Source organism: Microcoleus sp. ARI1-B5, from assembly GCF_036705795.1.
In the GTDB taxonomy this organism is placed as follows: domain Bacteria; phylum Cyanobacteriota; class Cyanobacteriia; order Cyanobacteriales; family Microcoleaceae; genus Microcoleus.
The window spans coordinates 48178-61693 of the sequence record NZ_JAUBVK010000011.1 but is presented as its reverse complement, the minus strand read 5'-3'; the positions used below and the strand labels follow the sequence as shown (position 1 = coordinate 61693).

General features: G+C 42.3%; 16 protein-coding genes and 2 pseudogenes. 7 read left to right on the top strand and 11 right to left on the bottom strand.

Going from position 1 to position 13516, the window contains the following annotated elements; genetic code table 11:
* Positions 1-133 precede the first annotated feature (133 nt).
* From QUB63_RS17780 to QUB63_RS17770, 3 genes are all read right to left on the bottom strand, one after another.
* The gene (locus tag QUB63_RS17780; protein ID WP_332946589.1) at positions 134-1780 is read right to left on the bottom strand and encodes a relaxase/mobilization nuclease domain-containing protein; all 1647 of its coding nucleotides are present in this window, start codon (positions 1778-1780) and stop codon (positions 134-136) included.
* Positions 1781-1844: 64 nt separating this feature from the next.
* Positions 1845-2246 (bottom strand): plasmid mobilization protein, encoded by a 402-nt coding sequence (locus QUB63_RS17775; protein WP_332946588.1) that lies wholly within the window; start codon positions 2244-2246, stop codon positions 1845-1847.
* A 252-nt stretch (positions 2247-2498) separates the two neighbouring features.
* Entirely contained in the window at positions 2499-2657 is a 159-nt protein-coding gene (locus QUB63_RS17770; RefSeq protein ID WP_332946587.1) for a hypothetical protein, read from the bottom strand.
* A gap of 34 nt (positions 2658-2691) precedes the next feature.
* On the opposite strand from QUB63_RS17770, the gene QUB63_RS17765 reads away from it, so the two are divergent.
* A complete protein-coding gene (locus tag QUB63_RS17765; protein WP_332946586.1) occupies positions 2692-2964 on the top strand; it encodes a hypothetical protein in 273 nt (90 codons plus the stop codon).
* 294 nt (positions 2965-3258) lie between these two features.
* Here QUB63_RS17765 and QUB63_RS17760 read toward each other — a convergent pair whose 3' ends face one another.
* From QUB63_RS17760 to QUB63_RS17745, 4 genes are all read right to left on the bottom strand, one after another.
* The gene (locus QUB63_RS17760; protein WP_332946585.1) at positions 3259-3492 is read right to left on the bottom strand and encodes a hypothetical protein; all 234 of its coding nucleotides are present in this window, start codon (positions 3490-3492) and stop codon (positions 3259-3261) included.
* Between the two features lie 558 nt (positions 3493-4050).
* Positions 4051-4737, bottom strand: a complete 687-nt coding sequence (locus QUB63_RS17755) for a hypothetical protein (protein WP_332946584.1) — start codon at positions 4735-4737, stop codon at positions 4051-4053.
* Complete coding sequence (locus QUB63_RS17750; RefSeq protein WP_332946583.1) at positions 4734-5150, bottom strand: hypothetical protein; 417 nt, start codon at positions 5148-5150, stop codon at positions 4734-4736. Before QUB63_RS17750 ends, QUB63_RS17755 begins: the two co-directional genes overlap by 4 nt.
* Before the next feature lie 1569 nt (positions 5151-6719).
* Positions 6720-6860 carry a hypothetical protein gene (locus QUB63_RS17745; protein ID WP_332946582.1) on the bottom strand — a complete coding sequence of 47 codons (141 nt, stop codon included), beginning with the start codon at positions 6858-6860 and terminating at the stop codon, positions 6720-6722.
* A 1542-nt stretch (positions 6861-8402) separates the two neighbouring features.
* Here QUB63_RS17745 and QUB63_RS17740 point away from each other — a divergent pair.
* The 4 genes and pseudogenes from QUB63_RS17740 to QUB63_RS17725 all read left to right on the top strand — a co-directional run.
* Positions 8403-8489: pseudogene (locus QUB63_RS17740) on the top strand (transposase-like zinc-binding domain-containing protein); the annotation flags it as partial.
* Positions 8490-8600: 111 nt separating this feature from the next.
* Positions 8601-9266: a transposase gene (locus QUB63_RS17735; RefSeq protein WP_332946581.1), complete on the top strand. Its 666-nt coding sequence runs from the start codon at positions 8601-8603 to the stop codon at positions 9264-9266.
* 79 nt (positions 9267-9345) lie between these two features.
* A complete protein-coding gene (locus QUB63_RS17730; protein WP_332946580.1) occupies positions 9346-9744 on the top strand; it encodes a hypothetical protein in 399 nt (132 codons plus the stop codon).
* Positions 9745-9830: 86 nt separating this feature from the next.
* Positions 9831-10016 (top strand): hypothetical protein, encoded by a 186-nt coding sequence (locus tag QUB63_RS17725; RefSeq protein WP_332946579.1) that lies wholly within the window; start codon positions 9831-9833, stop codon positions 10014-10016.
* Positions 10017-10540: 524 nt separating this feature from the next.
* On the opposite strand, the pseudogene QUB63_RS17720 reads toward QUB63_RS17725, so the two are convergent.
* From QUB63_RS17720 to QUB63_RS17705, 4 genes and pseudogenes are all read right to left on the bottom strand, one after another.
* Positions 10541-10856 (bottom strand): annotated as a pseudogene (locus QUB63_RS17720) (IS1 family transposase); the annotation flags it as partial.
* A 41-nt stretch (positions 10857-10897) separates the two neighbouring features.
* Complete coding sequence (locus QUB63_RS17715; protein WP_332946698.1) at positions 10898-11518, bottom strand: transposase; 621 nt, start codon at positions 11516-11518, stop codon at positions 10898-10900.
* 83 nt (positions 11519-11601) lie between these two features.
* Positions 11602-12102 (bottom strand): helix-turn-helix domain-containing protein, encoded by a 501-nt coding sequence (locus QUB63_RS17710; protein WP_332946578.1) that lies wholly within the window; start codon positions 12100-12102, stop codon positions 11602-11604.
* 41 nt (positions 12103-12143) lie between these two features.
* Positions 12144-12608: an IS1 family transposase gene (locus tag QUB63_RS17705; RefSeq protein WP_332946577.1), complete on the bottom strand. Its 465-nt coding sequence runs from the start codon at positions 12606-12608 to the stop codon at positions 12144-12146.
* 117 nt (positions 12609-12725) lie between these two features.
* On the opposite strand from QUB63_RS17705, the gene QUB63_RS17700 reads away from it, so the two are divergent.
* Entirely contained in the window at positions 12726-13229 is a 504-nt protein-coding gene (locus tag QUB63_RS17700; RefSeq protein ID WP_332946576.1) for an ISAzo13-like element transposase-related protein, read from the top strand.
* Positions 13230-13338: 109 nt separating this feature from the next.
* Positions 13339-13515, top strand: a complete 177-nt coding sequence (locus QUB63_RS17695) for an ISAzo13-like element transposase-related protein (protein WP_332946575.1) — start codon at positions 13339-13341, stop codon at positions 13513-13515.
* Position 13516: the final 1 nt, after the last annotated feature.

Below are 13516 nucleotides of genomic sequence, written 5' to 3'. Positions count from 1 at the left end.
GGGGATAAAACGGTTGACCCACCGTTATCCAAACCCTGATATGGCCGAACTACCCAGTAATTTATGTCGCAACCATGAAATTTGTTAGCTAGCGCTTTTATTTAATAAAAGTCAATTTTTTAAGTGGCAATAACTAATCCAGTTCGATGTCTTGGATGCGCTGTTTATAAGGTTGGTTATTTGGTTGAATATTTTGCTCTTCTTGCTCAATTAATTGTATCCAGATATCATTCCAACTTGACTGTGGATTGACAAGTTCTGCATCCGGTAGTAGCGCGAGCGCATTTCGAGCGAGCATAGAATCTTCTGCAATCGCTATAATAACGCTATCGAGTTCTTGTAAGAATTGTATAGGCAGTTGTGAAGCTCGTTCAATTCCTAGGTAAATTGTCGCAGGTGCAGTTGCAGAGTTTTCCTGTTCAATAAGCAAAATTGAAAGGGCTTCTATTGGGTTACAAGCAATCACAGCTAGCTCGATTTCTCCAGTAGTGGCTACCCAGAAAGCAGCTTCAGATGATAGGGGATGGGTTGTAATAAAGTTGCCCAATTCATCTAGAACAAAAGCGAACCTGGCTTCCCCCTCAAGCGTCCGTCCTGTAAAGACAGCCTTTTCTGAGTTGGCATACAGCCAAGAATGAGAGTGCAATTTTTCAAGCAATTCTAAAGGTAAACTGTACTCGACTGCTAGATGCGATCGCACTCTGGCCCACTGATTTTCATCAGGTTCCGGCAGGATTGATAATTGTAATTCTAACTCATTTGCTGTTGCAGGAGTTGCAGGTGCAGTTGCTGCTAGCTCAAATTGTGACAGCTCTAACTCATTTGCTGTTCCAGGAGTTCCAGGTGCAGTTGTTTCTAGCTCAGATTGTGACAACTCTAATTTATTTGCTGTTGCAGATAGAGTTGCTACTAACTCGGATTGTGACGACTCTAGCTCATTTTCCTCTGCCTCGCTGGGGGCGAGAGCTAAGTGTTGTGGCTGCATTAAAGCCTCAATTAGCGCATTATCTCGCCCTTTGTCATAGCTAACGCCTCGATGCTTCTGCAATCCAAAAAAAGTGTAGGCTTTACCCAACTGAGTGCCACTTAAAGCGACTCCATCTAAATTGTAAGAAATGCCTTTACTCAAGCCGATTCCAGTTAGTGTGACTTGCACCTCTACGGCTTGTTGCTGCAACCGCTCAACGAATTCTGGCATACTTGGGTTGTCTTGGGTAACTTCATCAATTAGGTCTTGCAATTGCACCCTGACGCTCTTGTTTCCCTTGCTTTTTAATTGCCTGTGTTCTCCTGTAGTCTGAGCTCGCTTGTCTGTTTCCCAACTGGGTGCAACAGTTTCCAGGCTGTAGTTCCGTTCGAGCTGGCGAATAGTTTCTTGGCTTTTGTAATAGTCCCAGCTATCGTCAACAACGCCTCCATCTAGGCAAATGCGACTGGCGACGATGTGGATGTGGTCGTGTTCTGTATCGCTGTGCTTGACAACTGCGTACTGGTTGTTGTCAAATTCCATCGCTTTCATGTAGTTGGCTGCGATAGCCAGCCAGCGTTGGTCATTTTCTTCAGAATCTTCTAGTCTCTCCGTGCTTGCGACAGATAAAGTGGCGTGAAAAACTGCTACTTTCAGGTTAGGTCTTAGTTGTCGGGCGATGGCAAATTCAGCAGCGAGTTCTTCAGGAGTTTGTCCGCACATAGTACCGCCAATTAGAGTGGCGTCTTTTTTGCCCAGCACGTAGTTTAGACAGCCCCGAAAGCCTGTACCTTTGATTTGTTTGCCAATCATAACCGAAAAGCCGTCAGTTTACTGCATTGATTGCTCAGGCGGTAAAGCCCAGGCTGGTTAATAGTTAGCGTACTGTAGATTTGGCGAGGTTTGCAACTATTGCTTTAATTGTACCTCCGTTTTCTCGAATGAGTTGCTGTACGCTTTCTAAGAGCCCTGTATTGACAACCACGGGTTCTCCCAATGCCACAGCACTATTGCAAGCTTTAGTAAGTTGATTGAGGTTGTTTCCGGCAATTCTAAAGTGGGCATCAATCTTGCATAACACTTGATAGGCTTTCAAGTCAAATGCAGCTAGAGGGCGTGGCATTGCTCTCTTCAATGCGGCACGGCGCATGAAGTCGCTCATGCTCAAATTGACTTGCTCTGCTCTTGCTTTAATTTGATTGTAGTCTGAGTCAGTGAGGCGAATGTGAATATGGTTGGATAGCAGCTCTCTAGGTTTGACGGAGGGTAAAGTTTTCATAGTTTTTAATCAGTAAAAACCTCTTGCCAAGATACAAGTTAACAACTGTAATTAAAAACCGCTAATCAGGTGATTTTATCCCCTCCAATTGGAGAGGGCTATTAGAGGGTTTATCAAAGTAGAGACTGACCCCTACGCAACTCTCAGTTTATTTAATTTGTTTGTATAAATTATAGCGAGTGAGGCGAGCGCACTGGAAGGACGATTAAACGTCTGACAGCGATGGCTGGTTAACAAGAGAGCGAGGGCTGGTTAACAAGAGAGCGAACAATGCGATCGATCGCTACCCAAGTGCGATGGGAAAGTTGTGGCAATTGATGCCTGTGCTGCCACAAAAGCCGCCACAACAGCAGGAGCAATGTGAGCAATCGGCACAGTCGAATATCGGGTAAAAATCAAGCGCCTTGACACCTAGGATTCCCCATTCATAAGGGAGCATTATTTTTTGCCAGCACTAATTAGTCACGGTTTGCGATCGCAAAAACATTGCTTGCTACCGATTGAGAACAGCCATAACCAGCCTCAACAAGCAAAGGCACGAACAGCACAAAAAAGCAGTAATTTGACCGAAAAAGTCAGGCGGAAAGCAGGATATTTTCCGGTAAATACAGGTAAAGTGCAGCCCCTGCAAATACCTGCTTTCCGCCTGACTTTATACTGCAAACCCCTGACTTTATACTGCAAACCCCTGACTTTAGCTGACGCAACAATTAGCTAATTTTTTAGCGTTTTTAACAAAGACTGGATTGAATTAATAGTCAAGTTGCTGCATCTGAATTGAATTAATAGTCAAGTTGCTGCATCTAAATTGAATTAATAGTCAAGTTGCTGCATCTGGATTGAATTAATAGTCAAGTTGTTGCATCTGGATTGAATTACAGCAAGCGTATCTTTTCGCTTGGTCACTCAACTCAAAACCTTGACGCACCTTTGCTTTCAATCTGCTTGTCACCCCGTCAACACCCCCCTGGTGGATTCCACCTGATTATTGATTCGGTACTGAGACTCAGAATCACGCCTTCAACGAATTCTTTGACTTGCTCGCTCGCAGCAGCCGCTTCTCGCGTTTAGAGGGTGTAATTTCAGGAAGTTGATAGGCGGCCACCAGTCGCTGATTTAGGCGGCCAATTCCTCCCGCAACTCCCGTTTGCAAGCGAAGCAGCCGGCTGATGTCGATGATCGCGAGGAAATCGTTCGTCCGATAGCCAGCAAGAGCGCGATCGCCATGACACCTAGGATTCCCCATTCATAAGGGTGCATTGTTTTTATTTAAAAGTAATAAATAAAGCTTTGTACGGACAAAACCATTGCTTGCTACCGAGAGAGAACAGCCATAACCAGCCTCAACAGGGAAATGTACGCTCGACACAAAAAAGCAGCAATTTGACCGAAAAAGTCAGACGGAAAGCAGGATATTTTCAGGTAAATACAGGTAAAGTGCAGTTCCTGCAAATACCTGTAATCTCCCTGATTTTATACTGCACTTGCCTGACTTTATACTGCAAATGCCTGACTTTAGCTGACGCAACAATTAGCTAATTTTTTACCGTTTTTAACAACAAGTGGATTGATTTAATAGTCAAGTTACGATACCTAAGTTGAATTAAAAATCAAGTTGAGCAAGTGCGAGAAAATTGGCAGGCAGTTAAAATTTATGAAGCGATTTTGTAGCATAGCAGCCGTTATGCCAGCAATAAAGTTGAGGCTGGACTATCTGGTTTTTGCGTTCCGAGCCGGGCTGTTTGCGAGTGTAAGGCTTACCTCGATCGAGTGTCCGCTGCCGTCTATTGCTAACAGTCAACTACTAAACTACCATCGCGAGCCTTTCAATTCTTTCCAATAGCAAGCGAGTGCGACCTGAATTTTTAGCAGCGGACGAGAGGAAAGCAGGCGCGATGGAGCACAGATTTTCCAGCTCGGCTCGAAACCATTCTGATAAAAATGCTTTCACTTCTTCGTCAGCTTGCTGCACTTCCTCGAACAAACTAGAACGCCCGTCCAGCAATGCCACAATGTCTTCAATATCAGAACTAAAATAAAAGTTACCCCCACCTCTACCAATGAAAGCTTCTATTTTGGAAGCGAGGAGATAAGGCGTTGAAAAAATTAGGATTTGCCTACCACTTGGAAGTTGGTAGCGAATAGAGTTAGCAATGCCCGGCCTGTACCAGCGATTGGAAAACCCTAATACAGAGGAGTCGCACGGCATGACATCAATTGAAATGCCCTCATACTGCCAGCGACACAGCGGTGCGCCTGATTCTGTACTCTCTTGAAGCCCAAGGGTTCGCAACAAGTTCGAGAAATTGTAATATTCAGCTCTGGACGTGATTTCGACAACACAATCAACATCATCGGTAGGTCGAATATCAGGAGCCGCCACTTCGTCTAGATACAGGAATATCGTTGCTCCTCCTGTGAAGACGATGGTAGTGCGTACTTGAGAGAGTACCCGGGCGACTGTTTCCAGCATGAATATCTGCTGATTCATAGAGCGACGATCCTTTTTTCAAGTTCGCTAGCGGCTAAACGTTGCTCCCGCACCCGACCAACTCGAATAGCGTCAATCAAGCTGAGCAAGGCGTAGAGTTTTGGATCGTTACTGGCAGCTTGGGGGACTGAACGGTACAGAGGCGCGATTGCCTGCCCTCTCACGGCACCTTGAGGGTCAGGCCAGACGTAAACCTCAGATGGTGAGGCAACCAGCTTGCTTTTCAATGGCTCAGCAGAATGTGCAGTTGGCAATCCCCGCGAGAGGGGGCCTGGTTGGGCGTAGAATACATAGCGCAACCCGTGAACCAAGAATTCCAACACCGCTTGCTTCAAAATTTTCCGCTCGGAGCCATAATACAGACCGGCAGCTTCAGAACGCTCGAGGGCAGCATGAACCTCTGATGCGCTCATGCCCAAGCTTTGAGCGAGAGAACTGTACGTCCAGTTCGTTGAATCCCAACTGTGGACTTTGAGTATTGCAAGGATATCTTGGGGTTTTAGCATAGCGGATGAGCGAGCGCATTGTTTCCTTTATTCTAGATTCGCGAATAGCGAATAATTAAGGTGTGGCGACTTTAATTTACCGCAAGGCTTAAGTTGAAGGGTGTGAGCCATGTAGCGAATACAGCGATCGCCCCGGTTGCTTGAAACCGTTGTAGGTAGGAGCGTGAGCACTATAAGTTTCAGAAAACTTAGCCACAACTTTTCTTTACCGATATAAATATATCGCCCAACATTGCTATTGCTACCATCTTTCCCTGCTTTTTTCCAGTTCTTCCCAGCTTGCATAAATTTGCATAAATTTGAGTTTTTTGTTGCTAATACCGCCCAAAATTGGGTTAACAATTCAAGCTGAGCTTACACAATTTTACTCATAAAAACTCAAAAACCACAGCAATAACTCAGAAAAACTCATCGTCGAGCGGTCCCAAAAAGTTAATTTTGAGGTGTTTTCCTGTCCCGGTACGCTTAAGATTTATTTAACAACTAAACAGCTTGCCTCTGCATTCCCCAATAGTCGCAATTGTAGAAAAAGCAAGCGACTAACTGGTAGCAATTATGCTGTACTTTCTTGATCAAGCAAGCCGAACTAATCGAATAGACTGTTAAAGTTGCCTAAAAGATTGCCGCCTTGTGATAGCCATTTAGCTATTGCATATCAACCTATCGGACGAAGGTGGTAGCATTTTTTTAGCAAGAGTTGCAGTACAGGGAGCCGAGTTTGATTGAATGCAGTGCTAACGCACTTTTGTACAAAAAAAGCGAGATGTCTCAGTAATTTTTTGGGGTACCAGAATATTCAAAGGAGCGATCGCTATCTTAATCCGCTCTGTTGCCTCGCTGGTTCAGGTACTAACCCCACTGATATTACGACAAAGGTCAGGTTCTTCTAAGAAATAGCACCTGCTAACAAAAAGCATGAGTTGCATCCTCCACACAGAAGGTGCAACTTTTTGTGAGAAAGAACAGCTCACGATTGTTACTGAAAGCCACAAAAAGCTTTATATTTTAACCCTTCTGTTTCCTAATATTTCCTAATATTCCCTAATATCTCCTACCTCTCCCTAAAAATTCCTAATATTTCCTCTAAATTTCATAAATCTTAATTAACTTAAATTAAGTTTCGCTGCTTTTTAATTGAGTTTTTGTACTCCAACACCTCTTAAATCCTCCTAGTTAGTGTGCTAGTCGCATAGCAAGCCATGTCAAATAGACGTACAAAAGTCGAATTTGAGCACTTTTTACCAATTTAGGGTTTTTGCAAGACTGCAATGAGAACAGTTAGAAATTGAAGTTAGCTCACGCACACTCTGTGAAGCCTTGAAGAGAAAGTTTGACTCGCTCGCTGTTTGGATTTTGACGCCCGCTGTACACTCGCTCTTGGCTTCAATATCGACTCAAAGAGCGAGTGTACAGGTTTGCCTTGGATACGATAAAGCGTCGCCAGGTACGACGCAAGCCAGTTGGTGCAGTTCGGCATTAGCGGCGGATGCCCGACGCGATCGCGCCTTGCCCTCCTGTTTGCAAGCGAAGCAACCGGCTGATGTCGATGATGGCGAGGGAATCGTTCGTCCGATAGCCAGCAAGAGCGCGATCGCCTTGACACCTAGGATTCCCCATTCATAAGGGTGCATCGTTTTTGTTTCTGCACGTAAAAGTCAGGTTTGTGATCACAAAAACATTGCTTGCTACCGAGAGAGAACAGCCATAACCGACCTCAATAGCCAAATGCACGCTCGACACAAAAAAGCAGCAATTTGACCGAAAAATTCAGGCATTTGCAGGATATTTTCGGGTAAATACAGGTAAAGTGCAGCCCCTGCAAATGCCTGTAATCTCACTGATTTTATACTGCTTTCCGTTTGACTTTATACTGCAAATCCCTGATTTTAACGCCCCACAAAATTTAGCTATTTTTTAGCCTTTTTAACAACAAGTGAATTGACTTAATAGTCAAGTTAGAGTATGGTAAGTTGAATAAAAAATCAAATTTAAGAGTATGAGAAAATTGGCAACACAGTAGCCGTTATCTAAATTGAATAAAAAATCAAATTTAAGGAGTATGAGAAAATTGGTAACACAGTAGCCGTTATACCAGCCTTGGCACTCGCGTAAATTGCTGTTGTCGGACTCGCGCTTTGCAATGGGCTAAACTGTTGTTGTCTGATAAAGCTTGACAGTCGGCTAAAGATTTATTCCCTGACTTGGTTTACAGCAGTCGCTCGACTCCTAGCTATTAATGGCGGTTATAATTCTCCACCCTATTAGTCCAGGTAGTAATCTCTAAGTAAATAGGCGGGATTAAACCGAATAATGTAACCGTATGTAAATAGGCTTAAGTCAGCCAGTAGAGAGCATTTGGAGACTTTACATCGTTTACATAGTTGCGTTTTAAAGCGCCGACTTACTTAGGCGTAAAGAGCGAGCGCTAATATATTGCAACAAAAAAATAGTTCGCAGTGCCTGTCCCATACCTTACCGCTCTTATTGATGTATTTGGGCTTCAGTAGCGATCATCGCCGTCGTTCCTTATTCTATATCAATAAGGTTTGAACTGCGGGTAAGCAGTATGCTCAATATTCATGGGGAGTGGATATTTTTCGTCTGCACGCATTAGTCACGGTTTGCGATCACAAAACCATTGCTTGCTACCGAGACAGAACAGCCATAACCAGCCTCAACAGACAAGTACACTCTCGGCACAAAAAAGCAGTAAAGGGACATGAAATTGCAGGCGTTTCCCGGATATTTTCGGATAAAAACAGGTAGAGGGCAGTCCCTGCAAATGTCTGTATTCTCACTGATTGTGTACAGAACACACCTGATTTTGTACAGCAAATGACTGACTTTAGCGCTCCCCAAAAATTAGCGGGACTTAAACAACTTTCAAGCCCAAACAAAACCAAAACTGGCTTTATATGCAGCTTGAGCGTCCATATTTTGTTGTAGCCAGCGCACAAATTTATAAGATATAGCGGTTCTCAAAGCTTCTAAGGCTTCAGTAAGTGGACTAAATTTTTATTCCATTAGGGCTTCAGGCTTGTTGTCACCCCTAGCGCATTGTCCCTTCCATCAGGTTCAATTTATGGCGTTGCTGAACTGAGGTATGGTTGAACTATCGAGTGAAAGAGCCAGAGAATAATGAAGATTTAATCAGAATCAATGGAATGTCCTGAATGTAAGTCAAGTCATGTCAATAAAAATGGGCATAAAAGAGGTAAACAGAATTATATAAGTGTTGACTCTGGCCTGGGGGGGTGACAACCCGCCTGAAACCCATAGTTAGTAAGGATTGAGCCAACTTGTGGTAAAAAAAGATAGGCAGCAGAATTGTTACACGCTTGCCTATCAAAAAAAATAATGATACCAACATTCTACCTCATTCATTTAAAAAAACAACTAAGTTCAGCTCAATTGAAACTGATTGAAATCTTGCTACCCTTGATACAATCAGAAAAACAAGTGAGATTAGAACGGCTCTCCCGGGTATTTCCCTATCCAATTACAACAGAAAGTCGGCGGAGAAAACTACAAAGGTTTCTCGATTTGCCTCACTTAACTATCTCACTAATTTGGTTCCCATTAATTACTTATTGGTTGATGACTTATTGCCGTGTGGGTAGTCGTTTATCAATCGCAATCGACCGCAGTCAATGGGGGTGCATTAATCTCTTTATGGTGACGCTGATCTGGGAGCGAAGAGCAATTCCATTATACTGGTCACTGTTGCCCAATTTGGGCAACAGTAGCTTCGAGTCACAGACTACCAATTTACAGCAAGTTTTACCATTATTTTCAGAATATAAAGTCATCGTTTTAGGAGACCGTGAATTTTGTTCTGTTGATTTGGGAAACTGGCTAAGGGAAAAGGGTGTATCTTTTTGTTTAAGACTGAAAAAGAATCATTGTATCGAAACGGAACATTTAGTTTGGCAACGGTTAGATGAATTAGGAATAAGACCAGGAACCTCTTTGTATTTTCAAGGTAAAAGAGTGAGGAAAACACGGGCCTCTAACCGGATTTGATATTGCTTGTAAGTGGAAAAGGAACTACGGGGGATGGAAGGTTGATGAAGCGTGGTTTATACTCACAGATTTAGGGTCATTGCCGGCAGCTATAGATGCTTACAAGCAACGGATGGGTATTGAAGAAATGTTCCGAGACTGTAAAACGGGAGGCTACGATCTTGAAGGAACTAGCTTAAAAGGAGACCGACTTATTAAGATGATTTTGCTCATGACGCTCGCCTACAGTTCGGGAATATTTCAAGGCAATGAAATAAGGAAAAAGCAGGTGCAAAAATATGTATCTCGCCGCAAAGAACCTAAAAAAAGATATCGAAGACGGAGTACATTTGGTGTAGGTTTAGATGGAGAAAAGTGGGTGAATTATCTCGAACAATATTCTGACGAGGTAGAACAGTTAATGAAGTTAACTCCTTCTAAACGCCGCTTTTACCAACAAGGTATGCGGGCTGCAACCCTTATACAGTCTATCTCGTAGACCTCTTTGTCACCCCCCCAGGACTCTGGCAGGCAATTTATAGACTGCTATCAATCGCGTGATTATGCACAATAAATTAAACGTAAATGTCTCTGAATGTATGTAAATGGCCTGGTTTTTTAGCCATTGAGAGGATTAAAGGAGTACATCACGTCAGCATTATAAATTGGGTCAAGAAAGTAGGAGAATTGCTCCCTGATGCTTACGAAGCAGACACAACTCCCCCAGTGGGAGAACTTGATGAACTACAAACTTTGTTGGTAAAAAAATAAGATGGGGCGAGCGACGACGGTAAATTACTTTCAGCCAGGGAGTTTAGGATGGGTATTGGGAGTTCGTACGTGCTACAACTTTTCGACCACTATGGGAGTTAGTGGGCAATTAGAAAGGGAGCATCCCGCTTTTTAACTAAGCATACCTACCCATTTTAATCTCATTATTTAAATATGCACATCTGAGTCTTAAAATTTGAGGCACATTTTTTTCGTTCCACTGGAATGAAAATTTAATAACATTAGCGATGTATAATAAATAACTGAGTGAATATGAATAGGTTTATGTTTCGGTAGAGATGTCAAATATTATACCTACTTGGTTCTTCTTATGTCGCCCATGATTTTTTGATTTAAATCATTTCTTACTAACTTAATTTATGTGTTACTCAGACGAAATTACTGATTTAATGCGAAAACATCATCAGTCTTTATCTGAAAAAGATCAAAGAAAATATGGGTAGTGCCCTGAAGGAAAGGATCAAGATGATAAAACAAAACCGAATTCAAAAAAAAGTAGGTATCTAGAGTTGTAAAGTCGCATTATAATGATGTACAAAACTCCAAATTGCAGCAATATGATTTTCCAATTTTTTAGAGAAGGATAAGCTCTTTCTCACCAACCCTTGATACTCGTTGTCGAATGGTGCAGTTAAATCGCTCGATATAGCTGGTACAACCACTATCTTTGTCTACACTATAATGACGTTTACTGGGCAATACAGAATCATAAGCACTCCAATGGTCAGTATAAATTACAGCACATTGACGGTAAACAGGTGGCATGGAATTCCATAAGGCAAGAGCTGATACTGCGCTACGATCTCCAATATGTACACCAACAATTTCCCTAGTACAGCTCGGCGTAAATACACAGACTATTAAACAGCCAAGACTTTACCCTTATATGTCCACTTAAAAGGTTTGGCCATTGTTTGATTAAAGTAGTTAATAAAATTGAGGATGCGATTTTTCAGATCGTACTGACTGGTGAAACTTGCTCTTTTTAGTAATTTACGCACCAAAATACTGAACCAAATCTCTATTTGATTAAGCCACGAAGAATGTTTGGGTGTGTAATGGAAAACAATTTGATGTGTTGGGTCACTTAAAAAAACAGCACGGGATTTCATGGATTGAAGTATGCCACTTTTTCCCTTAATACCGAGGTCGATATCTAAGCCTTCTTTTTCGGCGACCAAACGCACCAATGATTCAGATTGGTGAGTATTCAGACAATCCATAATTAGATGCCTTTTTTTGGCAGTAGGGTCAGTTTCAATAAGGTGACGAATATTCAGTAAAAAATCCGATTCTGTTCTCGAATCTCCGCAAGTTGGCTCGATTATCTTACCCGTAGCAATATTGAAATTCGCTATCAAGGTCTGCGTACCATGACGAATATATTCAAACTCTCGAATTGCAACTTTCCCGGGTCGCATTGGCAAGTCTTTTTCGAGACGTTCAATAGCTTGAATCCCTGTCATCTCATCAACCGATATAGTATGTTCTCCATTTTGACTGCGTTCAATCGCCGTCAGATATAAGCCTGTAATATCTTTAACTTTTGCATCAAATTCTTCATCTACAGGGGGGGGGTTAACCAGTAGCGCGAGGCGTGTGGTTTAAGTTCTGCTTCTTCTAATAATCTGCCAACATGGCGGACTGATATACTTTCAATAATGCCTTGTTTCATGATTTCCTCCGCTAGCTCTCTAGCCGTCCACTGACTTATTGGTCGTCCATAATCGGACGGTGAGGAACAGGCAAGTGCAAATAACTCAGTTACTTGTTCCATGGTAAATTTTACTGGTGCGCCAACACGCTCTCGATCTTGCAATCTTTGCAAAATCGATAAGTCTTTTCCCTCGCTCTCCAACCATCGCTTTCGCCATAAGCGAGCCATCTGTCGATTAATCTCTAAACTTCGGGCTATTTCACGATGGTTTTGACCATCCGATGCCATCAGAATGATTTTGGCTCGTAGCACGATCTGTTGTGGCGTGTTGTGTCTCTTGAGCAACTGGTTAAGTTGATGACGCGATCCATCGCTTAACTTTAATATTTTAGGCATTAATAAGGCCATATCTGACTCCTCGAGCGCCTACCGAAACTGGTGTAAACTAACTATGTTATTCTACCACAAGTATAGTCTGTGTATTTAAGCCGAGCTGTACTAGTCTGGGCATCCAATGCAAGCCAGACCCACTGCTGATTGCCTTTATTGTCAACAAACGACCATAACTCATCCATCTGAACATTCAGGCGCTTTTTTGGCTTGGAACTCACCTCCACTTGCTTCTTAACAACAAAAGCTCGGGCATTTACATACCGCTGCACTGTATCTTCTGACACTTGTAATACCCGAGCAATTCCGGCTTGAGAAATACGTTCCAGTAGCATCCGCTCCATTAACTCCTGTTGTTCTTTCGTAATAGCTTTCCACGCGGGATTTAGAACAAATTGACGACCACATTCTCGACATTTGTAGTTTTGTTTACCATGCCGAGTCTGACCGTTACGACTAACTTCTTCGGAGCCACAATTGGGGCAAGAATTAATTTCTACTGTCCTATCACCAATGGCAAACACTTCTCTCTAATAGTAGCTTAAGTTTACTCCATCCTTTCCTTCAGGGCACTACCAAAATATGCAGCGATAGAAGCCGTAAAACAGGGTCGTGGTGGAATTATTTACATAGCCCGAGTTTTGGGAGTAGACAGGAATACAATAGCCAAGGGAATTAAGGAGTTAAAAAGTGAATCAGACACTACTTGTAATCAACAGAGGATTCGCCGACGTGGAGGAGGAAGAAAAACTAGGGAGTCTGAGATACCTGATTTAAATGAGCGTTTTTTAGAAGTCTTAAAAAACCACACAGCCGGAGAGCCAATGTCGGAAAAAATTAAATGGACAAATCTTACCCAGCAACAAATAGTTGCAGGTCTGAAGGCTCAGGAAACAATAGTCAGTACAACAGTTGTTAAAAAACTGTTAAAAAAACATGGATATGTGAAACGTCAAGCTCAAAAAAAACAAACAACCGGAGTAACCAAGAATCGTAATGAACAATTTGAAAATTTGGTCCGAATTACGGCAGAGTATGAGTTACAGGGAAATCCGATTGTTAGTATGGACACAAAAAAGAAGGAATTTATTGGAAATCTATATCGAGCAGGAAGTCTATATATAGCAAAACCATTTGATTTGTAAACAATCGATTCAAGGATCGCAAGCGTTTCAGGTGGTTCTACATTCATGACTCAAATAGACTTGCTATACTACGGAAGCTATTACTCTATTTTTCCATGATTTTTGGAGTTTGGCTGACGGAAAAGTAGTACCTCATGGAATTTATGATCTGCAACATAACCGAGGATATTTAAACCTGGGAATCAGTAAAGACACGAGTGAATTTGCTTGTAAATCGATAAAATTCTGGTGGCTCAATTACGGAAAATTTATCTACCCTCAAGCCAATTCAAATTTAATAAAATGAT

Excerpts from the sequence above, each read along its gene's own strand:
- QUB63_RS17780 (WP_332946589.1), bottom strand. The coding sequence starts at position 1,780 with ATGATTGGCAAACAAATCAAAGGTACAGGCTTTCGGGGCTGTCTAAAC.
- QUB63_RS17775 (WP_332946588.1), bottom strand. The coding sequence starts at position 2,246 with ATGAAAACTTTACCCTCCGTCAAACCTAGAGAGCTGCTATCCAACCAT.
- QUB63_RS17760 (WP_332946585.1), bottom strand. The coding sequence starts at position 3,492 with ATGGGGAATCCTAGGTGTCATGGCGATCGCGCTCTTGCTGGCTATCGG.
- QUB63_RS17755 (WP_332946584.1), bottom strand. The coding sequence starts at position 4,737 with ATGAATCAGCAGATATTCATGCTGGAAACAGTCGCCCGGGTACTCTCT.
- QUB63_RS17750 (WP_332946583.1), bottom strand. The coding sequence starts at position 5,150 with ATGAGCGCATCAGAGGTTCATGCTGCCCTCGAGCGTTCTGAAGCTGCC.
- QUB63_RS17745 (WP_332946582.1), bottom strand. The coding sequence starts at position 6,860 with ATGGGGAATCCTAGGTGTCAAGGCGATCGCGCTCTTGCTGGCTATCGG.
- QUB63_RS17735 (WP_332946581.1), top strand. The coding sequence starts at position 8,601 with ATGATACCAACATTCTACCTCATTCATTTAAAAAAACAACTAAGTTCA.
- QUB63_RS17725 (WP_332946579.1), top strand. The coding sequence starts at position 9,831 with ATGTCTCTGAATGTATGTAAATGGCCTGGTTTTTTAGCCATTGAGAGG.
- QUB63_RS17710 (WP_332946578.1), bottom strand. The coding sequence starts at position 12,102 with ATGGCCTTATTAATGCCTAAAATATTAAAGTTAAGCGATGGATCGCGT.